The following is a 26,047-nucleotide window of genomic DNA, read 5'->3' on the forward strand; positions in this document are numbered from 1 at the left end:
AAGGATGACGGCATGAACAGCACCGGCCTTCCCGGCCCCTCCCGGATCCCCCGTATCGCTCTGGTGGGCGACCGCTCGCCTCACGTCCGCTCGCACGTCCGCGTCCCCGTCCTCCTCGACGCGCTCGCCGAGCGGGACGGGCTCGTCCTCGACGCGTACTGGATCCCCACCGGGGACGCGGAGGCGCCGGGCGCGGTGCGGGGCTTCGACGCGGTGTGGGTGCTGCCGGGGAGCCCGTACGCGAGCGAGGCGGGGGCGCTCGCGGCGATCCGGACCGCCCGCGAGGAAAACATCCCCTTCCTCGGCACCTGCGGCGGCTTCCAGCACGCCCTGATCGAGTTCGCGAGGGACGTCTGCGGTCTGGAGCGGGCGGCGCACGCCGAGAACGACCCGGCGGCCGACCCGGACGACCTGCTGATCGCGCCGCTCGCCTGCTCGCTGGCGGGTCACGAGGGTCCCGTACGGGTCACCCCGGGTTCGCTGGCCGAGAAGGCCCTGGGCTCGGAGCGCACGACGGAGCGGTACCACTGCGACTACGGCCCGGACAGCCGCCACCTGGACACGCTGCGGGCGCACGGCCTGCGGTTCACGGGCGCGGACGAGGAGGGCGGGGTACGGATCGCCGAGCTGCCCTCGCACCCGTTCTTCCTCGCGACCCTCTTCCAGCCCGAGCTTTCGGGCGACGGCACCCGCCCGCACCCCCTGGTCCGGGCGCTGGCGACGGCGGCGACGGAACACGCGGGCCGGGGCTCCGAGGAGGACCGGCAGCCCTAGTCCATGGTCACCACGAGGTGCGCGCGGTCGCGGCCCGGGGCCACGAGACGGGCGTTGGGCTCGTCGGAGTCGAGGACCCAGCGCTCGGCACGGTCCCTGTCCTTGCCGAAGCGGACGTGCCGCTCCACGAGCCGGGGAACGCGGCGCGCGTCGTCGAGCTCCAGGTACCAGGCCTCGTCGAGGAGGGGCAGGACCCCGGCCCAGGCGCCCTCGTCGTGCAGGAGGTAGTTCCCCTCGGTGACGACGAGCGGGACGTCGGGCCCGACGGGTATCGACCCGGCGACCGGCTCCTCCAGGGAGCGGTCGAAGGCGGGCGCGTAGACGGTGGTGCCGGGCTCGGGGGCGCGCAGCCGGGCGAGGAGCGCGGTGTACCCGGCGGCGTCGAAGGTGTCGGGCGCGCCCTTGCGGCCGGCCCGGCCGAGGCGTTCCAGTTCGGCCTGGGCCAGATGGAAGCCGTCCATCGGGACGAGGACGGCGAGCCCGTCGAGGCGGGCGACGAGCCGCGCGGCGAGCGTGGACTTCCCGACGCCGGGCGCACCGGCGAGCCCGAGGACGCGACGGCGCCCCGGCACGGCGAGCCGCCGCGCACGGGCGGCGAGCCGGTCGAACTCCTGCGCGTCCATGAGGGGCATTGTCGCGCACCGGGGCGGATACGGGGGCTGCCTGCGGCCATGACCCTGTCCTCGCCCCCTGGACACCCCGCACCCCTCGTCCGAACCCTTGCCCGGACCCTCCCCCGTCCCTCGTTCGTACCCTCGGTACGGCGAGGGTATCTGCGGGGTCGACGCGGGTCGACGCGGATAGATTCCTGCCGCTTCCGCGTATTACGTTGTAGTAATGCCGTCCATCGCACTCGTCACCCTCGTCGTCCGTGACTACGACGAAGCCATCGCCTTCTACACCGACGCCCTCGGGTTCGCCCTCGTCGAGGACACCGATCGGGGCAACGGCACCCGCTGGGTCGTGGTCCGTCCGCACGGCGCCGCGGGCGTCGGCGGCCTGGGCAATGCCGGGCTGCTCCTGGCCCGCGCCAAGAACGAGGAGGAGGAGGCCGCCGTCGGCAACCAGACCGGCGGCCGTGTCGGGTTCTTCCTCCACACCGAGGACTTCGCCCGCGACCACGCCCGGATGTCGGAGGCCGGGGTGAAGTTCCTGGAGGAACCGCGCCACGAGCCGTACGGCTCGGTCGCCGTCTTCGAGGACCTGTACGGCAACCGCTGGGACCTCCTCCAGCCGGCGGACGCCGATCCCCTCGCGTAAGCCCCCGGCGGCCCCGCCTACGCCTGCCCGGTGAACCCGTCGAGCCGCTCGCGCCGGCCCGGTGTCAGGCGGAGGTCCGCCGCGGCGACGTTCTCCTCCAGGTGGGCCGTCCGGGCCGTGCCCGGGATCGGGAGGATGACCGGCGAGCGGTGGAGGAGCCACGCGAGGGAGACCTGCGCGGGGGTGGCGTCGAGTTCGGAGGCGACAGCGGCGACGGCGGCGGTGAGCTCGGCCGACGCGCCCGGCGCGCCTCCGGCGACGGGCCGCCACGGCAGGAACGCGATGCCCGCCGCCTCGCAGGCCGCGAGCACCGGCTCGTGCTCGCGGTCGAACAGGCTGTACCGGTTCTGCACGCTGACGACGTCGACGATCTCCCTGGCCCGGTCGAGTTCGTCGACGGTGACCTCGGAAAGACCGATCCGCCCGACCTTGCCCTCCTCCTGGAGTTCCCGCAGCGCCCCGAGCTGGTCCGGGAGCGGCGTCCCCGGATCGATGCGGTGCAGCTGGAGCAGCTCGATCCGCTCGACCCGGAGCCGGCGGAGCGCGTCCTCGACCTGACGGCGCAGGGAGTCCGGCCGCGCGTCGTGCCTCCACCCGTCCGGCCCCGACGAGCGGACGATGCCGACCTTGGTGGCGATGAGCAGCCCGTCGGCGTAGGGGTGAAGGGCTTCGGCGAGGAGTTCTTCGTTGGCACCCCAGCCGTACATGTGCGCGGTGTCGATCAGGGTGACACCCAGCTCGACGGCCCGCCGGGCCACCTGGAGGGAGGCCTCGCGCGCGGGGCCCGGTCCGGTCGGCAGGCGCATGGCTCCGAATCCGAGCCGCCGCACGTCCAGCTCCCCGCCGATGCGAAACGTGGTCGATGTCGTCATCTCTCGTCTCCGCCTCTCGATCAAACCGCCAGGCTAACAAGGCGGTTGGCGGGCCCGAGGGGCGATAAATCGCTGTCGCCCGGCAGGTTCGGCTCCCTACACTCGCGTCTCGGCGCACCGATGGGTGCGCCGCCGGGCCGTACGACCGTACGCCCGTGCGACCGTACGTTCCGAGCGACCGTCCGAGGGGAGAAGACCATGCGCGGCAGCCGTTCCGCCGTCGCCGTGTCCTCCTCCCGTGCCCGGTACGACGTGATCCTCGCCTCCTCCGCCGAGCGGTGGCGGCTGCGCGCCCGCCATCGCCGCCCGTGACGACGTCGGCTCCCTGACCTGACCGTCGTACGGGAATCGCGCTGCCCTGTTCTCCACGCAGCAGCGAAAGGCACGACACCGTGCGTACCCACCTCACCGACCGCGTCCGCAACCTCGGCATCCTGGCCCACGTCGACGCGGGCAAGACCACCGTCACCGAGCGGTTCCTGTTCCTCACCGGCGCCACCCACAAGCGCGGCGAGGTCCACGACGGCACCACCGTCACCGACTTCGACCCGCAGGAGCGGGACCGGGGCATCACGATCTTCGCCGCGGCCGTCAGCTGCGACTGGGCCGGACACCGGATCAACCTGATCGACACCCCCGGCCACGTCGACTTCTCCGACGAGGTCGAGCGCTCGCTGCGCGTCCTCGACGGCGCCGTCGCCGTCTTCGACGCCGTCGCGGGCGTCGAACCGCAGAGCGAGACGGTGTGGCGGCAGGCGGACCGGCACGGCGTTCCGCGCCTGGCGTTCGTCAACAAGATGGACCGCGCGGGCGCCGAGCTCGACGCGGCCGTCGAGTCGATCCGTACCCGCCTCGGCGCCGTCCCGCTCCCCGTCCAGCTCCCCATCGGGCGCGAGGACGGTTTCACCGGCGTCGTGGACCTGGTCCGGATGCGGGCGTACGTGTGGCCCGAAGGCACCGGCGCGTACACCGAGCGGCCCGTCCCCGACGAGCTGCGGGACGAGGCCCGGCGGCGCAGGCGACACCTGGAGGAGACGGTGGCGGAGCTGCATCCCGGCGCCCTTGAGGAGTTCTGCGCCGACGGCGCGCTGTCGGCGGGGACGCTGACGGACGCGCTCCGCGACCTCACCCTCTCCGGCGAGGCCGTGGTCGTCCTGTGCGGCTCGGCGTACCGCGACCGGGGCATCGAGCCGCTGCTCGACGCCGTCGTCGCGTACCTCCCGGCTCCCTCCGACATGCCGCCGGTGCGCGGCGAGGTCGCGGCGGATCCGGAGGCGCCGTTCACCGCGCTCGCCTTCAAGGTGAGCGCGACCGCCACCGGCCGCATGACCTACGTCCGCGTCTACGCGGGCACTATCGGAAAGGGGGACACCGTGCTGGACGCCGTCACCGGCCGCGCCGAGCGGATCGCCCGCATCCTGCGGGTCCAGGCCGACCGGGCGACCGAGGTCGACGCGGCGCGCGCGGGCGACATCGTCGCCGTCGTCGGGCCGAAGGCCGCCCGCGCCGGTTCGACACTGTGCGATCCGTCCGCGCCGGTCGTCCTCGAACCGCCGACGACCGCCGACCCGGTGGTCTCGGTCGCGGTGGAGGCCCGCCGCGGCACGGACACCGGCCGCCTGGCGACGGCCCTCGCGCGGCTCTCCGAGGAGGACCCGTCGCTCGTCGTGCGGTCCGACCCGGAGACGGGCCAGACCGTACTGTCCGGGCTCGGCGAACTGCACCTGGAGGTCGCGGTGGAGAAGCTCCGGCGCGACCGGGGCCTTGAGGTGACGGTCGGGCGTCCGCAGGTGGCGTACCGGGAGACGGTGGCGAAGGGCGTCACCGGCCTCCTCTACCGCCATGTGAAGCAGGACGGCGGCGCGGGCCAGTTCGCCCATGTCGTCGTCGACGTCGAACCGGCGGCGGAAGGTGAGGAGTTCGTGTTCGTGTCCACGGTCACGGGCGGCCGGGTGCCGCAGGAGTACGTCCGCGCGGTCGAGGCCGGCTGCCGGGACGCCCTCGTCGAGGGTCCGCTCGGCGGCCACCCGGTGACGGGTGTCCGGGTCACGCTCACGGACGGGGCGACGCATCCGAAGGACTCCTCGGAGATGGCGTTCCGCGCGGCGGGCCGCTTCGCGCTCCGCGAGGCGCTCCGCGCGAGCGCGATGACGCTCCTGGAGCCGGTGGCCGACGTGACGGTCACCGTCCCCGCGGAGTCCGTCGGCTCGGTCCTCGGCGACCTCGCGGCCCGCCGCGGCCGGGTCACGGACTCGACGACCCGCTCGGGTACGGCGGTGGTGGCGGCGACGGTCCCGCTGGCCGAACTCTTCGGCTACGCGTCCCGTCTGCGGGGCCGCACGCAGGGCCGTGGCACGTTCACGACCCGTCCGGCGGGGTACGCCCCGGCGCCGTAGGGCCATCTGAACGCCGGGCGTCCGGTCCGCACCAGTGGTGCGGGCCGGACGCGCGGCGGCTTCAGGCCCACAGGCCTGGCTGGCCTGGCAGCCGATCGGGTTGTCGGGGGCGACCGGCCCGGCGGGCCTGAGGCTGTCCCTTCGGCTTCCTTCTACGCTCGCGGGGGACGAACGGAAGAGGCTGTGGCGCGTGCGCCACAGCCTCGGGATTCCCCGGCTCCGGCCTCCCTGGACTCCGCTCCCCCTCCCTGCCGAAAGGTCGCACTGTCGTGCCCGAAAACGCCCTGCCCGGCGCGCCGCCGTCGGCCGGCCGCATCCGCCGCCGCCGGACCCGCGCCGCGTTCTTCACCGCCCTGTGCACGTTCCTGCTCGTGCTCCCCGGGTCCTTCGCGGCGGCAACGGCCCATGAGCCCACGGTCCAGCTGAGGGTCATGACCCAGAACATGTACCTGGGCGCCGATCTCCGGCCCGTCCTCGCCGCCACCGACACCGCTTCGCTCATCGCGGCCGTCACCCGGGTGTACGCACAGGTCCAAGCAACGAACTTCCCCGAGCGTGCCGAGGCCATGGCCGACGAGATCGCCGACGCCGACCCCCACGTCGTGGGCCTTCAGGAGGTGAAGCTGTGGCGCAGCCAGACCCCGGCCGACTTCAGTTCCACACCCAACGCCACCGTCGTCGAGTACGACTTCCTGCGGACCCTGCTCGCCGAGCTCGCCGAGCGCGGCAAGCACTACGCCGCGGTGGCGACCATCACCAACAGTGACCGCGAGGTCCCCCGGTCCACGCCCACCGGCCTCCAGGACGTCCGCCTCACCGACCAGGACGTGATCCTGGCCCGCACCGACCTGCCCACGAGGCGGTTCTCCGTCGCCAACCCGCGTCAGGGCGCCTTCGCGGCTCGTCTGACGATCCCCCACCCGGTGCTCGGGAGCATCCCCTTCACGCAGGGCTGGACCTCCGTCGACGCCACCCTGGGCGGCCGCACCATGCGCGTGGTCAACACCCACCTCGAAGCCCTCAGCCCCGCCGTCCAGGTGCGGCAGGGCGCCGAGCTGCTCGCCGGCCCGCTCGACACCGACCTGCCCACCGTGCTCCTCGGCGACCTCAACTCGGCCGCCGGTGGCGTCGGGGCGGTCCCCGGCATGAGCGACACGCCGACCTACGCGAACTTCCTGGCCGCCGGGTTCCGCGACGTGTGGACGGAAACCCGCCGCAGGGACCCCGGCTTCACCTGCTGCCAGGCCCCCGACCTGCGCAATCTCCCGTCGGCCCTCAGTCAGCGCGTCGACTACGTGCTGTTCCGCAACGGCTTCGAGCCCGTGCGGGCCGAGCGCGTGGGCGAGGAGCCGGGCGACCGCACTCCGTCGGGTCTGTGGCCCTCCGACCACGCGGGCGTGGTGGCCGCGCTCAGGCTGCCGCGCCGCTGACGGAGACCGTACGGGCGAATCGGGAGGCGCCGCGCCGCGCCTGACGCGTGCGCGGCGCCACCCGCTCAGTCGATGCAGAACTCGTTGCCCTCGACGTCCTGCATGTTGATGCAGGACTCGTTCTCCTCGTCGGCGAGCAGCACCTTCGTGCACACCGCGCCGAGCGCGACCAGCCGGTCGCACTCCGCCTGCAGCGTCGCGAGGCGCTCCTCACCCACGAGCCCGGTACCGACCCGCACGTCGAGATGCAGCCGGTTCTTGGCGACCTTCCCCTCGGGAACGCGCTGAAAGTACATGCGCGGTCCCACGCCCGTGGGGTCCTGGCAGGCGAACCACGCGCCCCGGCTCTCGGGCGGCAGCGAGAGGTCGTACTCGGCCCACGTGGCGAACCCCTCCGGCGGCGGCGGTACGACGTACCCGAGGACCTCGCACCAGAACCGAGCGACACGCTCGGGATTCGCACAGTCGAAGGTGACTTGGAACTGCTTTACGGACGACATCGCGCCAACATATCGCGCGATGATCTTAGGACGCCTCCGGATTTCCACAGCTCCGATCGGGGCCGGCATAGGGGCCGGTGAGGTCGAGTTCCGCCCGTACGGTCTTCCCGACCGGGACACGGTCGAGCACCGCCCACCGCGAGGCCAGCGCCTCGACGAGCAGCAGGCCGCGCCCGCCCTCGTCGAGGGGGCGGGGCGCCGCCGGCGCGGTCGGCCGCCGCTCGCCCCGGGTGTCGGAGACGTCGACCCGGAGCCGTTGCCCCGAGTCGTACGAGAGCCTCAGCTCGAAGTCGCGCCCGGGCACCCGTCCGTGGGTGACGGCGTTGGCGGCGAGTTCGGCGACGAGCTGTCCGACGGTGTCGGCGGTCTCGGAGCCGTACGGAACGCCCCAGCGGTCGAGTTGGTGCAGAGCGAGTCGGCGGGCGAGTCGCGCGCCGCGCGGGGTCGAGCTGAAGCGCTGGGTGAACACACGTACGGTGACGGCGGCTTCGCGGGTCACGGGGGAGGTCATGGGGCCAATGTGGCGCCGCACGGCACCAGTTACCAGGTCAGAAACTCGTACGCTGCGACAGCGTACGGGTTCACACTCTGGACGGTACCGGTCACTACCCGTGAGCATGGGTGCGGTTCAACACGAGCGCACGGGTGCGGGAGGTGGCCGGAGTGACGGACGAGGTGCCGGGCGAGGGTCCGGGAGGAAACGAACCGGAGGCGTCGGACAGCCTGAGGGCGTTCGGGGAGGTGGTCAAGACCTTCCGGAAAAGGGCCGGCCTTACGCAGGAACAGTTCGCGCCGCTGGTCGGCTACTCGGTGCCGACGATCGCCTCGATCGAACAGGGCCGACGTTTACCTTCCGCCGATTTCGTGGAGCGGGCGGAGGAGGTGCTCGACGCGTTCGGGGTGATCCGGGCGGCGGCGAAACACTTGGCGCGGAAGCCGGGGCTCGCGAGCTGGTTCCGCCAGTGGGCGCGGCTGGAGCTCCAGGCGGTGACGCTGTACACGTACGAGAACCGCCTGGTGCCGGGCTTGCTCCAGACGCCGGAGTACGCGAGGACGATCTTCGGCGAGCGGATCCCGGCACTGGACGACGATGAGGTGGAGACACGGATCGCCGCCCGCGCCGAGCGGAAGGAACTGCTCACGGATCGCCCCCACACGATCTTCAGTTTCATCATCGAGGAGCATGTCCTGCGCCGTCAGACGGGCGGTCCGGAGGCCATGCGGGACCAGATCGACCACATCCTCGACATCTGCGCCCGGCGCAACATCGACCTCCAGATCATGCCGCAGACACGCGGCCACCACGCGGGCCTCGACGGCCCCATGCGTCTCCTGGAGACCCCGGAGAACAGGTGGTACGCCTACAGCGAGGGCCAGGAGAACGGCCTCCTCATCCCCGACCCCAAAGTGGTCAGCATCCTCCAGAAGCGATATGCCAGGATGCGAGCACAGGCTCTCTCCGTCGAGGACTCCGTGAGCCTGTTGCGGGAGATCCGAGGAGCGCTATGAGCACCACAGACCTGGCCTGGTTCAAGAGCAGCTACAGCGGCAGCAGCGGAGACGACTGCGTCGAAGTCGCCCTGGCCTGGCACAAGTCGAGCTACAGCAGCGGTGACGGCGGTGACTGCGTCGAGGTCGCCGCCTGCCCCTCCACCGTTCACGTCCGCGACTCCAAGGTCCCGGAGGGCCCCAACTTCGCCGTGGCGTCCGTCGCCTGGAAGGAGTTCCTCGACCAGCTGCGCTGACACGGCGAAGAGGAAGCATCACCTCCATGTCCCCGGTTCGTAACGAGCGGGAGTGAAACGGCACATGGTGTCGACGCCTGGGCAGAATCGGCTCGTCAACCACACCGTTCAAGCCATGTGAAGTACACGGGGGATCACCATGCGCGCTGCCCGGCAGAGTTGGAAGACCTACGCCCTGGGAGCAACGGCCGTCGCCGCGCTCCTCTCGTCCACGGCCTGCCAGCCGGGCGGCGGCACGGACGACGGGGCGACGGGCACGAAACCCTCGGGTACGCCGAGCGCGACCGGCTCCGCGAAGCCGGGCACGCCGAGTGCGACCGACTCGACGGCGCCGGGGGCCCCGACCGCGAGCGACTCCACGGCGCCCGGCACCCCGACCGCGACCGGCTCCGGCAGCGTCAGCGACGGCACCGCCAAGGCCTGCGCCGACCCGGACCTGTCGATCGCCACGTCGTACTGGCCGAGGGACAACGGTCAGCACATGCTCATCACGGCCACCAACGTCACCGACAAGCCCTGCACGCTGTACCACTACCCGTTCGTCTACTTCGGCCAGGACAACGACAGCCCTCTCGGCCCGATGGAGTCGAAGCCGACGGCCATCGCGGTGATCGGGCCGAAGGAGAAGGCGTACGCGGGCGTGAAGCTGTTCCTCGGGGGCGAGAAGACGACGACGTACACCTCGTTCGGCCTCGGCTACCACGACCCGAACAACAACAACGACGGTTCGCCGGTCGACGTGTCCCTGTCCGGTGAGGTCGATTTCGTGACCGTCGGCCCCAACCCGTCGGTCACGTTCTGGAACCGCGACCGCAGCGAGGTCGAGAAGTACGTGTTCAAGGCCAGGTGACGTAGGTAGTCGGGTCGGCGGGTCCGCGAAGGGCGTCTGCCAGGATGCGTGTACCGGCCCTCCTTCCCGCGCGGAGGGGTGCCGGTGCCGTACGACGACCCGAGGAGCGACACACGCATGAGCACCACCCCCGGCGACTACCTCTCCGGCCTGTTCTCCCTCGAAGGGCGCACCGCCCTCGTCACCGGCGGCAGCTCCGGCATCGGGCGCGCCATCGCCGGGGCCCTGGCCCGCGCCGGAGCGAGGCTGGTGGTGCTGGCCCGCAAGGAGGCCGAGCTGGTCGCGACCGTGGACGAGCTGACGGGCGACGGGTGCCGGGCCGCCTGGGTCAGCGCGGACCTGAGTACGCGCGCGGGGATCAGGGCGGGGGCGGAGGAGGCGGCGGCCGTCTTCGGGGAGCCCGACATCCTGGTGAACTCCGCCGGCGTCAACCTCCGCCCCCCGCTCGGCGAGCTCGGCGAGGAGGTCTGGGACACGACGATGACCGTGAACCTGGAGGCGCCGTTCCTCCTCGGTCAGCGTTTCGGCCCCGGGATGGCCGAGCGCGGCTTCGGCCGGATCATCCACGTCACCTCGCAGCAGGCGCACCGCGCGTTCGTGCAGAGCGGCGCGTACGGGGTGTCCAAGGGCGCGCTCGAGTCCCTGGCCCGTTCGCAGGCCGAGGCCTGGTCGCCGTACGGCGTCACCGCCAACACCCTGGTCCCGGGTTTCGTGATGACGCCGCTCAACCAGCGCCTGTCCTCCGACCCGGACAAGGTGGCGGCCCTGGCCGCCCGCACGATGGTGGGGCGCAACGGCCTCGCCGAGGACTTCGCGGGCGCGGCCGTCTTCCTGGCGAGCACCTCGTCCGCGTACGTCACGGGCCAGTCCCTCTTCGTGGACGGCGGCCTCTCCGTCCACTGAGGGCCGCCGCACGACCTTGCCGACCGGGGGCGCGAGCACGGCACGACCCGCCCCCGTCACTTCTGGTCTTTCCGGCAACCCAGGGCAGCGCCACGGGTAGTTGCTCTACGTTGGATCCGCTCAGCCGATCGACGGGGGATTGCCACATGACCGAGGACGAGACCGCGCGCATCCGCACCGGGCGGCCACCCACGCCGCCCGCAGCCGCTCCCGACTTCTCCGCAGAAGGCCTGGGGACCGCAACCGCACTGACCACAGGGTTCGGCCACCGGCTGAGCCCTCACGTGAAGGGCTGACCTCTTCACCGTGGAGCAGCTGACGGAGCAGGACCCCACACACATCGGCCCGTACCGTCTGATCGCCCGCCTCGGCGAGGGCGGGATGGGCCTGGTCTACCTGGGCCGGTCCGAGCTCGGCCGTACCGTCGCGGTGAAGGTCGTGCAGGCCGACCACGCCCAGCACCCCGAATTCCGCAAGCGGTTCGCTCGCGAGGTCGCCGCGGCCAGACGGGTGGGCGGCGACTGGACGGCTGCCGTCCTGGACGCGGACACCGAGGCGGCCGTGCCCTGGGTGGCGACCCAGTACATACCCGGCCCCGACCTGACCACCGTGGTCGGCAAGACGTTCGGTCCACTGCCCGAGCACTCGGTCCACACCCTCGCCAACCGTCTCGCCCTCGCCCTGCGGGCGGTGCACGAGGCCGGTTTGATCCACCGCGACCTGAAGCCCTCGAACGTGCTGGTGACCGTCGACGGCCCTCGGGTCATCGACTTCGGGATCGCCCGCGCACTCGACAGCATCGGCGGGGACAGTCTGCTCACCCGCACCGGCATGCTGATCGGCTCCCCCGGCTTCATGTCTCCGGAGCAGGTCCGGGGCCACGAACTCACTCCGGCCAACGACGTCTTCTGCCTGGGCGCGGTCCTCGTGTACGCCGCCACCGGACGTCTTCTCTTCGGCGCCGCGGACACCGGGCTGAACGCGCATCTCTTCCGGATCGCCGAAGAGGAGGCGGACCTCACCGGCGTACCCGATTCGCTCGTCCCCCTCGTCCGGGCGTGTCTGGAGAAGGACCCGGCGAAGCGGCCCACGCCCGCGCAGGTGATCGAGCGCACGGCCACGGACCGGGACGAGGAGTGGCTGCCCGGGTCGGTCCTGGCCCACCTGGGGCGCCGTGCGGCGGAGTTGCTGGACTTCGCCCCGCAGGCTCGGGGCGCGCAGCCGGACCCACGGGTCCAGGTCGCTTCCTCGGCCGCTCAGCCCCAGCCGACCTCGTACCCCCTGCCGCCGGCTTCGTCACCGGCTCCGTACACCCCGAACCCGCACGCTCCGACGGCCGCCCCGGCGAACTCCACCCCCGCGGCGGGATTCGGACCGCCGGTGGCCCCGCTGCCCGGCCCCCGGCCGGCGCCCGCGTCCTTCGCTACGGCGGGCGTTGACGGGGGCCCTGGTAGCAGGCGCGGGTGGGGCCTTGCGATGGGCATGCTCGCGCAACTGGTCGTGCTGTTCGACGTGTCGACGTCGACACTGCCCCATCTGCTGCACGAGATCAGCGCCGACGTGGGCATGGACCACTTCTCCGAGCAGTGGATGTTCGTCGGCTATGCCCTGGCCTTCGGTGCGCTCCTGCTCGTCGGCGGGCACGTCGCCGACCTCATCGGCCGCAAGCCGACCCTGCTCATCGGCCTGACCGGTTTCGCGGTGAGCACAGCGGTCGGCGCGTTGGCCCCCGGGCCCGCCGCACTGGTCTGGAGCCAGGTCCTGAAGGGCCTCTTCGCCGCCCTGATCACCCCGGCCTCCCTCGGTCTCATCGCCGCCCAGTTCACCGAGCCGAGGGCACGCAGGAAGGCCATCGGGCTCTACACCGTGATCGGCCTCGGCGGTTCCGTGCTGACCGTGCCGCTCACCTATGCGCTGTTCTCCTGGCGCGTGTCCATGTACATCACCGTCCTGCTGGCTCTCATCGCCCTCATCGGCACTGCCACCCTGGTCCGTGACCGGTCCGGCCGCCGCACTCCCACCCGCTTCGACGGGCTCGGCGCGCTGTTGAGCGCGTTCGGCGTCGCTGCCCTCGTCTTCGGCTTCGCGGAGTCCGCGGCGGCCGGATGGGGAGCTCCCCTCCCGTCCGTGTCCCTCGCGTGCGGCATCCTCCTGATCGCAGCCTTCGCCCGGTGGCAGTCGAAGGCCCGGAGCTCGATCCTGCCGACCTACCCGACCAGGACCCGCGACGGTCTCGGCGCGTCGTTCACCTTGTTCATGATCGGGCTCGCCCTGTCGACCGTGATCGCGCCCCTCGTCGATCTCCTGTACGCCAACGTCGGACCGGTGCCCACGGTCGCGGTCTTCGTACTGCTGACCGCCTCGTTCCTCGTCGGCTCCTGGCCGGTCGCCGCCGGGCTGCTGCCTCGGATCGGGCCGCGCGCCCTGCTGGTGTCGGGTCTGCTCGTCGCGGCGGTCGGGCCGCTCATCCAGCTGGCCACGGGTGACTCCCTCCCCGGCACCTACCCCACCGTGATCTGCCTCGGCCTCGGTCTCGGTACGGCCGGCACGGTGCTCTACTCGACCGTCATGGACGGCATCGGCGCGCAGGACACGGGCGGACGGGCCGGTCTCGTCATGGTGAACCAGCACGTGGGCGCCGAGCTCGGTTTCGCGCTGCTCGTCGGAGCGGCCGGGTACAGATTCGAGCTGGGGGCCGCGTCCCTGCTGGTCGCGGCGCTGATCGGAGGGCTGACGGTCAGGGCGAGGCCGACGGAGCGAGGCCTCGCCGCGGACAACGGACTGCTGCTCGTGGAGGACGGCCGCGTCACACGCGTACCGGCGGAGCTCCGCGGGCTGGAGCTGCTCCAGGAGATCAGCCGTCTGCTCCGGTCCGAGAACGTCACGATGACGAAGCTCGGCACGGACCTGACCCTCTGGCACGTCGAGGGCGCCGGGACGCCCAATCCGGTCGCGAGCCGCCTCATGGCCGGGTACGGCTTCGAGCCGGTCACCGGGGCCGCGGTCGTGGCCGGGCCCTTGATCGGCCACATGCCGTTCCCGCTGGGCAGCGATGCTGCCGAGGGCCTCGCACTCCGTCTGGATCAGTAGCCGTCCGGCTCAGTGCTCGCAGAGGGAGAACTCTCGTTCGTAGATCTGCTCGTTGTGTTCGTCGACGAAGAACTTGCGTTCCTGCATGAGCTGTTCGCGGTACTCCTTGGCCTGCTCGAGCGTCATGGTCGAGGTGTCGGACCAGGGCTGCTGCGGCGGCACGTCGGAGGTCGAGACGATCGTCTCCGACGGGTCGACCAGGAAGAACGCGAGGATCTTGCGGTGTCCCGGGCGGGTGGGGTCCGCGAGGCGGAACGAGCCGACGCGGTGCTGCAGGACGTTCGGGAAGGCCAGGCAGCGGCCCTCCGGGGTCGCTGCCGATCCCAGCACCTGGTTCAGCGCGTCCTCGTTCTCCAGGCCGTAGACCTCGCGCATGCCGTTGTCGTCGTTCTGCTCGTAGCGCGGGTCGTCGACGGCCGTCCGGAAACTCAGCAGGCTCTCGGTGATGTTCTCGCTGTCGTAGTAGTAGAGGCCGGTCGAGACGATCCGCTCGTTCACCATGCCCTCGACGTGCCAGGAACCGCCCGGGTACTCGGGGTCCTCCGGGGTGAGATGGATGGTGGCGAGCTTGACGATGACCTGGAGCCGGCGGCCGCGCAGGTCGACGCGGGCGGACGCGTCGGGCAGCTCGGGCGCGGTGAAGGCCGGGGCGTCCGGGATGACCGGAACGCGGTCCTCCCACCACGTGTCCATGGCGTCCTCCCAGGCGCTGAAGGCTTCCTCGTAGGCGTCGACGTCGCTGAAGGAGTCTTCGTCCGGCTCCTCCGGCTCCGAGTCGTACCACCCGTAAGGATCGGTCTCGATCCGCACGGGCCGCGGATGGCGCAGATCGGTGAGCACGTTCTCCAGCAGGGGACGCATGCGCGCGAACAAGTCCGGGAGAACGGCGGCCAGTTCGTGGTGGTCCTCGGGGTGGACGTTGTTGACGTACGAGCGGAAGGCGACGTCGCCGTCGTCACTGACGTCGACGTCCGTGGGCAGCCACTGGAACTTCTCCGAGAACTCGTACGCCGAGTAGCGGTCCGTCGGGTTCTTCCACGCCTCGTCGGACACCCCGCTCACGCCCTTCACCAGGCAGAACAGTGAGGGATGCACCAGATCCAGCACCTGGCCGTCGGATCCGGGATGCCAGTCCCGCTCCGCTTCGGGGACCTCTTCCAGGACCCGGACCGCGTCGCGCAGCCGGGACCTGAGCTTGTCGTCGACCAGCGAGTCCGACTGCCACACCCCGTCGACGGCGGACACCTCGACGCCGGTCCGTCCGTCACGCAGTCCGGCATAGTGCACGAGTTCGTCGAGCACGTAGCGGACCTGCGCCTCGGTGAGGCCCTGGGCGACCGCCTCCTGCGTCCACCTGGCGACGATGTCGGCGTCGTTCATCTTGTCGAACCACCCGGGCTTCGCCCGAATGACAGAGCTGCACTGGATCATCTCGAGTTCCCGCAGCGTCCGGGGTGTCGCGAGCGATATGGAACGGGTGGCGCGAAACGGCAGCGGGAAGGCAGACAGGCCGGTCAATTCTCTTGATCCTCACAGTCGGTGTGCGGTGGCGGGAAGACTACGGGAGCGGACTGACACCGCGTCCGGGGTCCACGCGGTGTCCGGTTCCCGCCCGTCGGAGGCCGGGGAGGACGAGGGGGATGCGAGGGTTGCGGGGCAGGGACGAGGCGGCGGTCCCGCGCGCGAGACGCCCGGCGTGATGGATGCGGCGACACGCGCCCGAACCGCCCAACTCCGGAAGGGTGCTCCATGAAGTCAACGAAGATCGCGGCTCTGGTCACAGCGTGGGGCATCCTGACGCTGTCCGGATGCGGGGGCGCTTCCGGCGGCGGCGCGGAGGAGATCTCCACCATCGGAACCGACCCGAAGATCATCGTCCATGACCTGTCGGTGGCTCCCGGCATGACGCTGAAGGGGCGTCTGGCCTCCCCGCCGGACGGCTCGTGCCTGGTCGTCACGGGCGAACGCGCGGGCGAGAAGTTCACGGCGTCTCCCCTCTGGCCCAAGGGCGCCGAGCCGACACTCTCCGACGGAAGGCGCGGGGTGAGCGTCCCGGGTTTCGGGACCATCTCGGAAGGCGACAGCATCGTCGCGGCGGGAAGCCACTGGGAGGCCGGCGACAAGAGGACGGAAGGCGTCGGAATGAACGCGCCCTGCCTGGCCGAAGACGGCTTCATCGTCTTCAACCGCGACTCGTTCCAGTCCTGACGAGGAGCGGCCACGGCTGCCCCCGGGCGCTCGCCGGAGGCGCCGTCGGCGCCGGGGCGGCGAATGGGGTGGCGTGTGGGGCTTGCGGGACCGGGTAACGTCTTTGTCGTGACCGACAGCAAGAACATCAACAACCCCGTGGGCCAGGGCGGCGGACAGCGCAAGAAGCTGTCCCGCGCCGAGCGGCAGAACAACGGTCCGCACCGCAACCTCGACCGCCAGAACGCCGCCGACCGGAAGGCGGAGCTGGTGCGCAAGATGCGCGAGAAGGCGGCCGCTGCCGGGGGCGCCGGGCAGGCGGACGACGACACCGCACAGAGCTGACGCACCGCCGCCGCAGGGCGGCGGCACCGTACGGGGCAGGGCCCGGACCGCGACACGCGGCCCGGGCCCTGCTGCCGTACGGGGGTGATCCCGCACCGGTCAGAGCGATGCGATTCAGGCCGATCGGGCCGCCGGGTGGAAGTTGAGGCGTTCCCTGACGACGGGGAACCCGGCCCTGGCGAAGTTCGCGGCCATGGGGAAGTTGCCCTGGTCCGTCGCCGCGGTGACGAACTCCGCGCCCTCCTCGACCAGGCGGTGGGTGCACTCCGCGAGGAGGTCGTAGGCGTAACCGCGACCGCGCTGTTCCGGTACGACCCCGATGAAGCCGATGGTCGGGCCCGAGGGGTTGTGGGCCGGGATGTGGATGCCGACGAGGTCGCCCTCCGGCGTGTGCGCCGTCTGCCACCACTCCCGTGGGGACGGGCACCAGTGGAAGAAGTCGAGCTCCTCCTGGGCGGCCTTGTCGAGGCCGCCCTCCTCGATGGCCCTGAGCGCGTGGGCGTCCAGGGTGACGGAGTGGATGCGGCGCAGCGCGTCGAAGAAGACGCCGTCGTCGGCCTCGGCGCCGAACCGCAGGCGTCCGGGCCTCTCGGGCAGGCCGCGCTCCGGGGTCCAGCGGTACAGGAAGCGTTCCACCAGGAGCTCGTACCCCGCGGCTCGCGCGGCGGCGAAGCGCGCCTCGGCGGCGGCGCGCTGCGCGGCCTGCTCCCGCCAGCCGCCGGGCAGGTTGATCTCGAGTTCGACCTGCCAGGGGGCGGAGCGCAGGAGCACGGCCCCGGCCTCCTCCTCGCCCTCGGCCACGTCGAACCAGTTGATGTTGACGGGCTCCGAGTCGTCGGGGCCGCCCCACCAGGCGCCGCGTGCGACGACCTCGCCGTCGCGCAGGGCGACGCGCTTCCAGTCGGGGCGGAACCGGGTGCGCCGATGGCCTTCACCGGCGCCCAGGGGGTCGGGAAGTGCGTCGAAGAGATGGGCGTCGCTCGCGGAGAGCGCGCGGATGACCGGATCGGTCATGGATTCCTCCGGGATACAGGCTGCTGCTGGAAGCGCCCCCGGTCAGAACTCGCGAAGCACGCCGGGACAGCGGAAAAGGGAGCGCTGGAAAGGTGTGAACCGCACGGCACTCGCCTCCTTCCATCCGTCTCAGGGCGTGGAGCCACACAGTAGGTGATCTTCCGCGGGCCCGTCCACGGGTTTCGGGTTAATCGATGGAGCCGCCGCCGGCGTGCTGCCAGGGTGAGGCGCATGCCGTCGCACCCCATGGAGGAACCACTGCGCCAGTTGTACGCCTCGCTCCGGCTCCGCAAGCGCCCCGAGGACACCGCCCAGCTGATCCAGGACCTGTACACCGCCCGTGGGATCACGCCCGACGCGGCGACCGCGGCCGCGCTCGAGAAGGCCGCCGCGCACTCGCTGAGCCGGACGTGGCACGGGTACACCTCCATGCTGGAGGACTTCGCGCGGCCCGTCGGCGCGCAACGCCAGCTCGGGCGGGCCGCGAGCCTGTTCGCCACCGTGCCCGACCTCCCCGAGGCGGCGGGCGAGGACCCCGCAGAAATCGAGGCGGTGATCCGGCGGGCCGGCGAGGAGATCCGGCGGCAGTACGGCGAGAACGACTTCGGTCTCGACCGGCTGAACCGGGAGGAGCGGGCCGAGGCCGGCATCGGTGACCTCTCCAAGCGCCAGTACAACAAGCGGTTCCGGCTGCTGCGGCGGATGGAGGCCAAGCTGGCCCGGCTCCTCCACGAGCAGCGCCGGTACGAGGTCGTCGTCACCGGAAAGGGCGCGCTCGCGCACGCCCTGCCGTACGAGCTGTTCGCCGAGGACCCTGACACGGCGGCCTTCGTCGCGTATCTCACCGCCCGCGCGCACATGCGGAGCGTCTTCACGAACGGCAGGCAGCGCCGGCCGTACGACGAGGTCGCGGACGCGCTCTTCCAGCGGCTGCGCGCGGCGGAGGAACGGACGAACTGGTACGCGGTGGCGCACGTGCATCCGACGGCCGAGGTCCTCGGGCACCTCTCGGACGACGAGCTGGTCCGGCTCCTCGTCCGCTGGAACCGGTTCCTGCGCGAGGTCGCCGAGCTGCTCGAAGACGCCTGGAACCGCTCCTCCATCGAGGCCGCGAGCATGATCGTGCGGCGCGGCGACGACTCGTCGACCTGGAACCAGGCGGCGCAGGCCTGGAGCACCGCCCGGGCCCACTGGTTCGCCCTGATGACCGAGCTGGGCCAGCAGGAGGTCCTGGACCGGGTGTGTCCGGGCAAGGTGCCGCGGCTGATGGCGGCGGACGTGGCGTACTGGCACCGCAGGAGCGGCGGGGGTCTGCACCCCGACACGTACGTGTGGTCGGACCTGCCCCGGCCGTGGGAGGTCCTGCGCGGGGAGGCGGAGTGCCCGCGCTCGCTGGTCGCGTCGGTCTGCAAGCGGTACGGCGTGGATCCGGTGGCGGGCGGCTGGACGGCGCCGCGGCCGACGGCGGAGGCCGTCGGGTTCCGCCGTACACCGGAACTGGTGCACGGCGTGGCGGTGGCCGACCCGCTGATGGCGAGCGCGCTGCGGTCCGCGGGCGTGTTCTCGGGGAAGGGACAGCGGGCCGCGGCGGCCGAATGGCTGTGAGGGACCCGCCGGATAAATCGATTGCCCGGGACGACACGGCCGTCGGAGAATCACGACGGCGCCAAGGAAGCTCTGCGGAGGAGCGCCCGGCTCGATCTCCGGGTGGACGTAGGTTCGAATCCTGCCCTTGTCGCCGCTGCCTTTCGCGGCTTCTTCGCCCGCCTCCTGACGTGCAGCACCGTCGTGTGACGCTGCACCCGTGAACGGTGACGAGATGGGTGTGCAGGCGCCCGTGGTGCGGCCGGGTGATCCCTATGAGGCGCTCGCGGCTCTGGAGGATGCCGTGCCCGGGCTGCGTGCGCTGCGCAGGGGTACGGCCCGAGGAGTGGAAGGTCACCGTCGGCTCCCACAACGGGGACTGGTGGCACTACGACGCCGGAGCGGTCCAGTTCACGGCGGACCTGATCTCCGGCGCCCTTCAACCCTGGGGGCTCCCCCGGGTGCGACCCGAGGCCGTGGCTGTCGGCGGGGGTACGGGCGGGGAAGCGTAGGCTCCCCGCCCGTCGCCCTCAGTTCTCCTGCGGCTCCAGCCGCAGCGAGATCGAGTTGATGCAGTACCGCTGGTCCGTCGGGGTGGGGTAGCCCTCGCCCTCGAAGACGTGGCCGAGGTGCGAGCCGCAGCGGGAGCAGCGGACCTCGGTGCGGAGCATGCCGTGGGAGCGGTCCTCGATCAGTTCGACGGCGGAGCTGTCCTTCGGGTCGAAGAAGGACGGCCAGCCGCAGTGGGACTCGAACTTCTCGTTCGACGTGAACAGCTCCGCGCCGCAGGCCCGGCAGGAGTAGACGCCCTTGGTCTTCGTGTCGGTGTACTCACCGCGGAAGGCGGGCTCGGTGCCGGCCTGGCGCAGGACCTGGTACTCCGCCGGGGTCAGCTCGGCGCGCCACTGCTCGTCCGGCTTCTCGACCTCGTACGACATCGTTCGCTCCTCAGTTCGCCTCGATGTGGGCGAGGATCTTCGGACCAAGGTCCGTGACGTCTCCCGCGCCCATCGTGAGAACGAGATCGCCGGGGCCGGCCATTCCCGCCACGACCTGCGGCACCGTGGCCGCGTCGGCGGAGGACACGGCCGTCACGTCGGCGCCCGCCGTCCGCGCGGCGGCGATGATCAGCTCGCTGGTGATGCCGGGGATCGGGTCCTCACGGGCCGGGTAGATGTCGAGGACGACGGACGCGTCGGCGAGGGCCAGCGCGTCGCCCATCTCCTTGCCCAGCTCCTGGGTGCGGGAGAAGAGGTGCGGCTGGAAGACGACGAGGAGCCGGGAGGCTCCGGCTGCGCCCCGCATGGCCTCCAGGTCGGCGGTCATCTCGGTGGGGTGGTGCGCGTACGAGTCGATGACCTGGACGCCCTTGGCCTCGCCCTTGAGCTGCAGGCGGCGGCCGACGCCGGTGTAGGCGGTGAGGGCCTGGGCCAGCTCGGCCGGGTCGATGCCGACGCGGGCGCCCGCGGCGAGGGCCGCGGCGGCGTTGTGGGCGTAGTGGCGGCCGGGGACGGAGACGGTGAAGGTGTGCTCGACGCCGTCGAGGGCGACCGTCACCTCGCTCTTCATCCCGTTGGGGACGATCTTGAGGATGCGGGCGTCGGAGTCCTCGGTCTCGCCGACCGTGACGATCTCCAGGCCCTCGCGGTCCGCGACCCGGCGGGCGAGCTCGCGGGCGCCCGCGTGCTCGCCGACGACCAGGGTGCCGCCGGGGCGGATCTTGGCGGTGAAGGCCTCGAAGGACTCGTAGATCTCGTCCATGGAGGCGTAGTTCGCGTGGTGGTCCAGCTCGACGTTGAGAACGATCGCGACCTCGGGGTCGTACTTCTGGAAGCTGCGGTCGCTCTCGTCGGCCTCGGCGACGAAGACCTCGCCCGCGCCGTGGAGGGCGTTGGTGCCGGGGCCCGCGAGGTCGCCGCCGATGGCGTACGAGGGGTCGAGGCCCAGTTCGGTGAGGGCGACGGCCAGCATGGAGGTGGTCGTCGTCTTGCCGTGCGTGCCGGCGACGGCGATGGCGCGCAGTCCGTCCATGAGGGAGGCCAGCGCGTCCGAGCGGTGGACGACGGGGATGCCGAGTTCGGCGGCGCGCGCCAGCTCGGGGTTGTCGGCGCGGATGGCGCTGGAGACGACGACGGCCGAGGCGTCGTCGGCGAGGTGCTCGGCGGCGTGGCCGATGTGCACCGTGGCGCCGAGGGCGCGCAGCGACTCGGCGGTCGCGGACTCCTTGGCGTCGCTGCCTGCGACCTTGGCGCCGCGCTGGGCGAGGATCTTCGCGATGCCCGACATTCCGGCACCGCCGATGCCGATGAAGTGCGGCCGTTCCATGGCGGTAGGGATGGCGGGTGCCATGCGGATCTCTCCCCGGGTGCGTTTCGTGCGTGGACACACGTCTCATGCGGGTCGTGCGGTCGTGCGTGTGCATGCCCGCATGAAGCGTGGAAGCCCCCAGCCTAGTGGCTGCCGTGGTGCGGCCCGGGGCGCATCGGGTCCGCCGGGTCCGCGCCCCCTGCACGGGGCGCGGACCCGGCCCGCCCGTTACTCGCTGTGGGCGAAGAGCTTCAGGACGGGGACCCCGACCTTGTGGCGGGCCCGGGAGGCCCAGTCCCGGTGGAAGAACTCCTCCACGTAGTGCGGAGCGGTGAGCACGATCACCTCGTCCGCCTCCGATTCGTCGACCACCGCCTTCATCTTGTTGAGCGGGTGGTCCTCGACGACCTGCCCGACCGCTTCACAGCCGGCGTCTCTCAGGGCCTGGAGCGAGTGCTCCAGGGCCTGCTCGGCGGGGATCCGGGCCTCCTTGCCCTCCGGTTCGTCGCCCTCGCGGGCGGCTTCCTTCAGTTCGCCCATGGCCACGTCGTCGATGGCACGCAGCAGTACATCGGCCTGGTCACCACGCGGCTGCATCAGAACGATGAACGACACGCCCTCGTCGCCGTGCAGCGTGGTGACGAACTCCACGTCGACGGACGTCAGGGGCTTCTCGATCATCAGAACGCTTGTGAACACCTCAGGAGCCCTTCTGCGGAAACCATCCTTCCCCGTGCCCGCACGGGGTCTGCGACAGTAAGTGTGCCCAGCGGACGGTAAGCGGAACGACAAATTCCGCCGATTGTCAGATCCGACGGTAGCGGGTGAAGAGGAACCCGTCCTGCTCCAGCAGAGAAGCCACCTGGAAGCGTGTCGGGACGGCCACCGAAGGGCCCCCGGCGATCCGCTGGGCGTCACCCGCCGTCATCGTCGGCGAGAGGGTCAGACACAGCTCGTCGAGGACTCCCGCGGCCACGAACTGGCCGAGCAGCCGGGGGCCGCCCTCGGTCAGCTGCCGCCGCAGCCCGCGCTCCGCGAGCACCTCCTTCGCCCGGGCCGGCTCCACGCCCGCCCCGTCGCCCGCGACCAGCACCTCGGCGCCCGCGTCCCTGGCCGCCCGTACCCGCTCGGCGGGCGCGGCGGCCCCCGTGAGGATCAGGGTCGGCACCAGGGGCCCGGTGAAGAGCGGAAGCGAGAAGTCCAGGTCGAGCGAGGCGCTCACCACGGCGATGGCCGGCGCCGGGCCCTGCCCCGCGGCGGCGCGGCGGGCGGCGAAGGCCTCACGCGCGCGTGCCGGACGGTAACCCTCCAGGCGTACCGTTTCCGCACCGACCACGACGACATCGGCCAGACCCCGCAGGGTGCCGAAGATCCGCATGTCCGCGTCGGAGGAGAGCGGCTGGGAGCGGCCGTCGTGCTGACCGGCCCCGTCGAGGGACGAGACCATGTTGGCCCGCAGCCAGGTGGCCCCGGCGGGCAGCTCGGGATAGGCGTAGGCGTCGGCGAGCCGATCGAGGGACCAGTCCTCGCCCCCTGCCTCGGTCTCGTGGGCTGTCATGTCCGTCACAGGGAGCAGGCGTCGCATCCTGGCAGTCTGACATGGCGCTTACAGTGGGGAACTGTGTCGACCCGTGCCCTCACCGAAGCCGCTTCCGCCTCAGCGGCCCCGCTCTCGCTGTGCTCCCGAGAGCCCCACGTCCCCGCCGACCGCCTCGTCGCGGAGATGGTGCCGCCGCCGCGCTTCGACTCCGTACGGTTCGACACGTACCTCCCGGACCCCCGCCAGCCCAGCCAGACGGACGCCGTCAAGGCGCTGAGCCAGTTCGCCGAGGGCCTGGGCGGAGCGCACGCCACCGGCGCGGGGAAGCGCCGCTGGTTCGCCAGGAAGCCGGCCGCCCCGACCGGCCCGCGCGGGGTCTACCTGGACGGCGGCTACGGCGTCGGCAAGACCCACCTCCTGGCCTCGCTCTGGCACGCGACCCCCGCCGAGCCCGCGCTCAAGGCCTTCGGCACCTTCGTCGAGCTGACCAACCTGGTCGGCGCGCTCGGCTTCCAGCAGACGGTGAAGACGCTCGGCGAGCACCGTCTCCTCTGCATCGACGAGTTCGAGCTCGACGACCCGGGCGACACGGTCCTCGTCTCCAGCCTGCTCGGCAAGCTCGTCGAATCCGGCGTGGCGCTCGCCGCGACCTCCAACACCCTCCCGGGCAAGCTCGGCGAGGGCCGCTTCGCCGCCGCCGACTTCCTCCGCGAGATCCAGGGCCTCTCGGCCCACTTCATGCCGCTGCGGATCGACGGCGAGGACTACCGCCACCGCGGCCTGCCCGAGGCCCCGGCCCCGTACTCCGACCAGATCGTCACGGAGACCGCGTACGCGACGCCGGGCGCCTCGCTCGACGACTTCCCGCACCTGCTCGAACACCTGGCCAGGGTCCACCCGAGCAGGTACGGCGCGCTCACCGACGACCTCAGCGCCGTCTGCCTCACCGACGTGCGGCCGGTCCCCGACCAGTCGACGGCGCTGCGGCTCGTCGTCCTCGCCGACCGGCTCTACGACCGCGAGATACCCGTCCTCGCCTCCGGTCTCCCCTTCGACAGGCTGTTCAGCGACGAGATGCTGAACGGCGGCTACCGGAAGAAGTACTTCCGGGCGATCTCCCGGCTCACCGCGCTCGCCCGCGACGCGAAGAGCCTCGTGGCGCAGTAACTTGGGGCCGTACCCGATCGAAAGGGATCCACCATGGCCACCGTGCGCCACGCACACACCGTCTGGCAGGGCGACCTCCTCAAGGGTTCCGGGGTCGTCACCCTCGACTCCTCCGGTCTCGGCTCGTACGACGTCTCCTGGCCGGCCCGCACGGAGGAGCCGAACGGGAAGACCAGCCCCGAGGAGCTCATCGCCGCCGCGCACTCCTCCTGCTTCTCGATGGCCTTCTCCAACATCCTGGCCAAGGCCGGCAACCCGCCGACCCGCCTGGAGACCAAGGCCGACGTCACCTTCCAGCCGGGCGAGGGCATCACGGGCGTCCACCTGACCACGCGCGGCGAGGTGCCGGGCCTGGACGCGGACCAGTTCCAGTCGCTCGCCGAGGACGCGAAGAAGAACTGCCCGGTCAGCCAGGCGCTCACGGGCACGACGATCACCCTCACCGCCGAACTGGTCTGAATCTGACCCCAGGTCAGAACACGCGCCACATGAGGCCGTTGTGGCCCGCATGGTTCACGTGTCACCACAGTGCGTGATACACACATGCGGGTCACACGTCACAGCACAGCACACACCTGTCCGCCAACAGGAAAAGTGGGTTGCCTCATGTCCGCGACACGACGTCAGATCCTCTCCCGCACCGGCGCGGCCGCCGCCGGGATCGCCTTCACCGGCGCCGTCTCCGAACTCTTCGCCGGCAGCGCCGTCGCCGCAGGGAGCCGGGGCGGCTACGGCCCCCTCGTCCCCGACCCGGCCGGACTCCTCGACCTCCCGGCGGGTTTCCGCTACACGGTCCTCTCCCGGCAGGGCGAACCGCTCCGCTCCGGCGAGGGCCTCGTCCCCAGCAATCCCGACGGCATGGCCGCCTTCGCCGGCCGCCGCGGCAGGACGCACCTCGTCCGCAACCACGAGAACCGGGTCACCGGGAAGATCGGCGTCCCGACCGTCCCCGGTCTGACGTACGACCCGGCCGCCAAGGGCGGTTGCACGGTGCTCACGCTCGACGGGCGGAACAACGTCCTCGACGAGCGCGTCGGCATCGCCGGTACGGCCGTCAACTGCGCCGGCGGGCCCACCCCGTGGGGCACCTGGCTCACCTGCGAGGAGACCGAGGACAAGGCCGGCACCAACGGCTACGCCAAGGACCACGGCTTCGTCTTCGAGGTCGACGGCGCCGACCCGCACCGCACCGGAGCCGTCCCGCTCACCGCGATGGGCCGCTTCCAGCACGAGGCCATCGCCGTCGACCCGGCGAACGGCATCGTGTACGAGACGGAGGACGCCTTCCAGCAGCCCTTCGGCCTCTTCTACCGCTTCCTCCCCGAGCGGCCGCTCGGCGGCACCGGCTCGCTGCGCGCGGGCGGCGCCCTGGAGGCCATGCGGGTGCCGGGCGTGCCCGACCTCTCGGTGATCCAGGAGACCGGCGCCCGCTTCGAGGGCGTCGAATGGGTCCCCGTACCGGATCCGCAGGCGGTGGAAACCCCCATCAGACTCCAGGACTTCGGGCCGAAGGGCATCACCCACGCGCAGAAGCTGGAGGGCTGCTACTGGGGCGGGAACGCCGTGTACTTCGTGTCCTCCTTCGCACGCGTCAAGGACGGCTCGGGCGCCACCCACTTCGGACAGGTCTGGAAGTACGAGCCGCACCGGCGCCGCCTCACCCTCGTCGTCGTCTTCGGCCCGAGCACCGACATCCAGCTGCCGGGCGAGTCACCGGACAACATCTGTCTGGCGCCGACCGGGGGCCTGATGGTCTGCGAGGACGGCGACGGGGCGCAGCACGTCTACGGGGTGAACAGGAAGGGCGAGGTGTACGCGGTCGCCCGGGGCGCACGGAACATCGGCACCCCGGAGGCCCCGGAGTGGGGCGAGTTCGCGGGCGTCACCTTCTCCCCCGACCTGCGGACGATGTACGTGAACTGCTACACCCCGGGTACGACGTTCGCGGTGACGGGACCCTGGTGCTGAGCTGAGCTGAGTCGAGCCGAGCCGGTCCGGTGACGGGTGGTCGCGCTACGCGCGTCGCGCGCGTAACGCGCTCGTAGCGCGACCGCCCCGCACCGAAAACGAACGCTTGCGTGAA

At 71.7% G+C, this 26,047-nt stretch carries 26 protein-coding genes and 1 tRNA gene; 17 read left to right on the forward strand and 10 right to left on the reverse strand.

Annotated elements, in window-relative coordinates; genetic code table 11:
* Positions 1-12: 12 nt before the first annotated feature.
* Positions 13-774: a CTP synthase C-terminal region-related (seleno)protein gene (locus tag IO20_RS0111365; RefSeq protein WP_031127132.1), complete on the forward strand. Its 762-nt coding sequence runs from the start codon at positions 13-15 to the stop codon at positions 772-774.
* Here IO20_RS0111365 and IO20_RS0111370 read toward each other — a convergent pair.
* Entirely contained in the window at positions 771-1,406 is a 636-nt protein-coding gene (locus tag IO20_RS0111370; protein WP_425423714.1) for a nucleoside/nucleotide kinase family protein, read from the reverse strand. The genes IO20_RS0111365 and IO20_RS0111370 overlap by 4 nt on opposite strands.
* Before the next feature lie 205 nt (positions 1,407-1,611).
* On the opposite strand from IO20_RS0111370, the gene IO20_RS0111375 reads away from it, so the two are divergent.
* Complete coding sequence (locus IO20_RS0111375; protein WP_030549498.1) at positions 1,612-2,034, forward strand: VOC family protein; 423 nt, start codon at positions 1,612-1,614, stop codon at positions 2,032-2,034.
* 17 nt (positions 2,035-2,051) lie between these two features.
* Here the strand turns inward: IO20_RS0111375 and IO20_RS0111380 are convergent, their stop codons facing one another.
* On the reverse strand, positions 2,052-2,906 hold the full coding sequence (locus IO20_RS0111380) for an aldo/keto reductase (protein WP_030549496.1): 855 nt from the start codon (positions 2,904-2,906) through the stop codon (positions 2,052-2,054).
* A gap of 392 nt (positions 2,907-3,298) precedes the next feature.
* Between IO20_RS0111380 and fusA the strand changes: the two genes are divergently transcribed.
* Together fusA and IO20_RS0111395 are read left to right on the forward strand one after the other, a co-directional pair.
* The gene (fusA, locus tag IO20_RS0111390) at positions 3,299-5,302 is read left to right on the forward strand and encodes an elongation factor G (protein ID WP_030549495.1); all 2,004 of its coding nucleotides are present in this window, start codon (positions 3,299-3,301) and stop codon (positions 5,300-5,302) included.
* 269 nt (positions 5,303-5,571) lie between these two features.
* A complete protein-coding gene (locus tag IO20_RS0111395) occupies positions 5,572-6,732 on the forward strand; it encodes an endonuclease/exonuclease/phosphatase family protein (RefSeq protein ID WP_051874420.1) in 1,161 nt (386 codons plus the stop codon).
* A gap of 65 nt (positions 6,733-6,797) precedes the next feature.
* On the opposite strand, the gene IO20_RS0111400 is transcribed toward IO20_RS0111395, so the two are convergent.
* Together IO20_RS0111400 and IO20_RS0111405 are read right to left on the reverse strand one after the other, a co-directional pair.
* On the reverse strand, positions 6,798-7,232 hold the full coding sequence (locus IO20_RS0111400; RefSeq protein ID WP_030549492.1) for a VOC family protein: 435 nt from the start codon (positions 7,230-7,232) through the stop codon (positions 6,798-6,800).
* A 25-nt stretch (positions 7,233-7,257) separates the two neighbouring features.
* Positions 7,258-7,743, reverse strand: coding sequence for an ATP-binding protein (locus IO20_RS0111405; RefSeq protein WP_051874419.1), 486 nt, complete (start codon positions 7,741-7,743; stop codon positions 7,258-7,260).
* A 152-nt stretch (positions 7,744-7,895) separates the two neighbouring features.
* Between IO20_RS0111405 and IO20_RS0111410 the strand changes: the two genes are divergently transcribed.
* The 5 genes from IO20_RS0111410 (at position 7,896) to IO20_RS42150 (ending at position 13,820) form a co-directional block, all read left to right on the forward strand.
* On the forward strand, positions 7,896-8,741 hold the full coding sequence (locus IO20_RS0111410; protein WP_030549489.1) for a helix-turn-helix domain-containing protein: 846 nt from the start codon (positions 7,896-7,898) through the stop codon (positions 8,739-8,741).
* Positions 8,738-8,977 (forward strand): DUF397 domain-containing protein, encoded by a 240-nt coding sequence (locus IO20_RS0111415; protein WP_030549487.1) that lies wholly within the window; start codon positions 8,738-8,740, stop codon positions 8,975-8,977. The genes IO20_RS0111410 and IO20_RS0111415 overlap by 4 nt, the downstream gene beginning before the upstream one ends.
* Before the next feature lie 139 nt (positions 8,978-9,116).
* On the forward strand, positions 9,117-9,827 hold the full coding sequence (locus IO20_RS38420) for a DUF4232 domain-containing protein (RefSeq protein WP_030549486.1): 711 nt from the start codon (positions 9,117-9,119) through the stop codon (positions 9,825-9,827).
* Between the two features lie 117 nt (positions 9,828-9,944).
* Entirely contained in the window at positions 9,945-10,730 is a 786-nt protein-coding gene (locus IO20_RS0111430) for an SDR family NAD(P)-dependent oxidoreductase (RefSeq protein ID WP_030549484.1), read from the forward strand.
* Positions 10,731-11,036: 306 nt separating this feature from the next.
* Positions 11,037-13,820: an MFS transporter gene (locus IO20_RS42150; protein ID WP_051874418.1), complete on the forward strand. Its 2,784-nt coding sequence runs from the start codon at positions 11,037-11,039 to the stop codon at positions 13,818-13,820.
* A 9-nt stretch (positions 13,821-13,829) separates the two neighbouring features.
* Here the strand turns inward: IO20_RS42150 and IO20_RS0111440 are convergent, their stop codons facing one another.
* Positions 13,830-15,338, reverse strand: a complete 1,509-nt coding sequence (locus IO20_RS0111440) for a DUF4246 domain-containing protein (protein WP_030549482.1) — start codon at positions 15,336-15,338, stop codon at positions 13,830-13,832.
* Between the two features lie 231 nt (positions 15,339-15,569).
* Between IO20_RS0111440 and IO20_RS37540 the strand changes: the two genes are divergently transcribed.
* Positions 15,570-16,028 (forward strand): hypothetical protein, encoded by a 459-nt coding sequence (locus tag IO20_RS37540; RefSeq protein WP_051874417.1) that lies wholly within the window; start codon positions 15,570-15,572, stop codon positions 16,026-16,028.
* Between the two features lie 108 nt (positions 16,029-16,136).
* On the forward strand, positions 16,137-16,352 hold the full coding sequence (locus IO20_RS0111450) for a DUF6243 family protein (RefSeq protein WP_030549479.1): 216 nt from the start codon (positions 16,137-16,139) through the stop codon (positions 16,350-16,352).
* A gap of 114 nt (positions 16,353-16,466) precedes the next feature.
* Here IO20_RS0111450 and IO20_RS0111455 read toward each other — a convergent pair whose 3' ends face one another.
* Positions 16,467-17,366 carry a GNAT family N-acetyltransferase gene (locus IO20_RS0111455; RefSeq protein ID WP_030549478.1) on the reverse strand — a complete coding sequence of 300 codons (900 nt, stop codon included), beginning with the start codon at positions 17,364-17,366 and terminating at the stop codon, positions 16,467-16,469.
* Between the two features lie 231 nt (positions 17,367-17,597).
* Here IO20_RS0111455 and IO20_RS0111460 point away from each other — a divergent pair, with 231 nt between their 5' ends.
* The 3 genes from IO20_RS0111460 to IO20_RS0111470 all read left to right on the forward strand — a co-directional run bounded on the left by IO20_RS0111460 (position 17,598) and on the right by IO20_RS0111470 (position 19,462).
* Positions 17,598-18,971: a hypothetical protein gene (locus IO20_RS0111460; protein WP_030549476.1), complete on the forward strand. Its 1,374-nt coding sequence runs from the start codon at positions 17,598-17,600 to the stop codon at positions 18,969-18,971.
* Between the two features lie 60 nt (positions 18,972-19,031).
* Positions 19,032-19,104: transfer RNA gene (locus IO20_RS0111465), tRNA-Ser, on the forward strand.
* Between the two features lie 163 nt (positions 19,105-19,267).
* Complete coding sequence (locus IO20_RS0111470; RefSeq protein WP_030549475.1) at positions 19,268-19,462, forward strand: hypothetical protein; 195 nt, start codon at positions 19,268-19,270, stop codon at positions 19,460-19,462.
* A gap of 18 nt (positions 19,463-19,480) precedes the next feature.
* Here IO20_RS0111470 and msrB read toward each other — a convergent pair whose 3' ends face one another.
* The 4 genes from msrB to IO20_RS0111490 form a co-directional block, all read right to left on the reverse strand.
* Positions 19,481-19,888 (reverse strand): peptide-methionine (R)-S-oxide reductase MsrB, encoded by a 408-nt coding sequence (gene msrB, locus IO20_RS0111475; protein WP_030549474.1) that lies wholly within the window; start codon positions 19,886-19,888, stop codon positions 19,481-19,483.
* A gap of 10 nt (positions 19,889-19,898) precedes the next feature.
* Complete coding sequence (gene murC, locus IO20_RS0111480; protein ID WP_030549473.1) at positions 19,899-21,299, reverse strand: UDP-N-acetylmuramate--L-alanine ligase; 1,401 nt, start codon at positions 21,297-21,299, stop codon at positions 19,899-19,901.
* A gap of 186 nt (positions 21,300-21,485) precedes the next feature.
* The gene (locus tag IO20_RS0111485; RefSeq protein ID WP_063761394.1) at positions 21,486-21,956 is read right to left on the reverse strand and encodes a hypothetical protein; all 471 of its coding nucleotides are present in this window, start codon (positions 21,954-21,956) and stop codon (positions 21,486-21,488) included.
* 106 nt (positions 21,957-22,062) lie between these two features.
* Positions 22,063-22,842 carry a pyrimidine reductase family protein gene (locus tag IO20_RS0111490; RefSeq protein WP_030549469.1) on the reverse strand — a complete coding sequence of 260 codons (780 nt, stop codon included), beginning with the start codon at positions 22,840-22,842 and terminating at the stop codon, positions 22,063-22,065.
* 36 nt (positions 22,843-22,878) lie between these two features.
* On the opposite strand from IO20_RS0111490, the gene zapE reads away from it, so the two are divergent.
* The 3 genes from zapE (at position 22,879) to IO20_RS0111505 (ending at position 25,932) form a co-directional block, all read left to right on the forward strand.
* Complete coding sequence (zapE, locus tag IO20_RS0111495; protein ID WP_030549468.1) at positions 22,879-23,964, forward strand: cell division protein ZapE; 1,086 nt, start codon at positions 22,879-22,881, stop codon at positions 23,962-23,964.
* A gap of 33 nt (positions 23,965-23,997) precedes the next feature.
* Positions 23,998-24,423, forward strand: a complete 426-nt coding sequence (locus IO20_RS0111500) for an OsmC family protein (protein WP_030549466.1) — start codon at positions 23,998-24,000, stop codon at positions 24,421-24,423.
* Positions 24,424-24,570: 147 nt separating this feature from the next.
* Positions 24,571-25,932: an alkaline phosphatase PhoX gene (locus tag IO20_RS0111505; protein ID WP_030549465.1), complete on the forward strand. Its 1,362-nt coding sequence runs from the start codon at positions 24,571-24,573 to the stop codon at positions 25,930-25,932.
* The last annotated feature ends 115 nt before the right edge of the window (positions 25,933-26,047 follow it).

Origin of the sequence: Streptomyces exfoliatus (assembly GCF_000725545.1) — a bacterium.
Classification (GTDB): Bacteria; Actinomycetota; Actinomycetes; order Streptomycetales; family Streptomycetaceae; genus Streptomyces; species Streptomyces exfoliatus.

Bases quoted from the DNA above. Each gene is read 5' to 3' on its own strand.
- IO20_RS0111365 (WP_031127132.1), top strand. From the start codon at position 13: ATGAACAGCACCGGCCTTCCCGGCCCCTCCCGGATCCCCCGTATCGCT.
- IO20_RS0111370 (WP_425423714.1), bottom strand. From the start codon at position 1,406: ATGCCCCTCATGGACGCGCAGGAGTTCGACCGGCTCGCCGCCCGTGCG.
- IO20_RS0111375 (WP_030549498.1), top strand. From the start codon at position 1,612: ATGCCGTCCATCGCACTCGTCACCCTCGTCGTCCGTGACTACGACGAA.
- IO20_RS0111380 (WP_030549496.1), bottom strand. From the start codon at position 2,906: ATGACGACATCGACCACGTTTCGCATCGGCGGGGAGCTGGACGTGCGG.
- IO20_RS0111400 (WP_030549492.1), bottom strand. From the start codon at position 7,232: ATGTCGTCCGTAAAGCAGTTCCAAGTCACCTTCGACTGTGCGAATCCC.
- IO20_RS0111405 (WP_051874419.1), bottom strand. From the start codon at position 7,743: ATGACCTCCCCCGTGACCCGCGAAGCCGCCGTCACCGTACGTGTGTTC.
- IO20_RS0111415 (WP_030549487.1), top strand. From the start codon at position 8,738: ATGAGCACCACAGACCTGGCCTGGTTCAAGAGCAGCTACAGCGGCAGC.
- IO20_RS38420 (WP_030549486.1), top strand. From the start codon at position 9,117: ATGCGCGCTGCCCGGCAGAGTTGGAAGACCTACGCCCTGGGAGCAACG.
- IO20_RS0111430 (WP_030549484.1), top strand. From the start codon at position 9,945: ATGAGCACCACCCCCGGCGACTACCTCTCCGGCCTGTTCTCCCTCGAA.
- IO20_RS37540 (WP_051874417.1), top strand. From the start codon at position 15,570: ATGAAGTCAACGAAGATCGCGGCTCTGGTCACAGCGTGGGGCATCCTG.
- IO20_RS0111455 (WP_030549478.1), bottom strand. From the start codon at position 17,366: ATGACCGATCCGGTCATCCGCGCGCTCTCCGCGAGCGACGCCCATCTC.
- IO20_RS0111460 (WP_030549476.1), top strand. From the start codon at position 17,598: ATGCCGTCGCACCCCATGGAGGAACCACTGCGCCAGTTGTACGCCTCG.
- msrB (WP_030549474.1), bottom strand. From the start codon at position 19,888: ATGTCGTACGAGGTCGAGAAGCCGGACGAGCAGTGGCGCGCCGAGCTG.
- murC (WP_030549473.1), bottom strand. From the start codon at position 21,299: ATGGCACCCGCCATCCCTACCGCCATGGAACGGCCGCACTTCATCGGC.
- IO20_RS0111490 (WP_030549469.1), bottom strand. From the start codon at position 22,842: ATGCGACGCCTGCTCCCTGTGACGGACATGACAGCCCACGAGACCGAG.
- IO20_RS0111500 (WP_030549466.1), top strand. From the start codon at position 23,998: ATGGCCACCGTGCGCCACGCACACACCGTCTGGCAGGGCGACCTCCTC.
- IO20_RS0111505 (WP_030549465.1), top strand. From the start codon at position 24,571: ATGTCCGCGACACGACGTCAGATCCTCTCCCGCACCGGCGCGGCCGCC.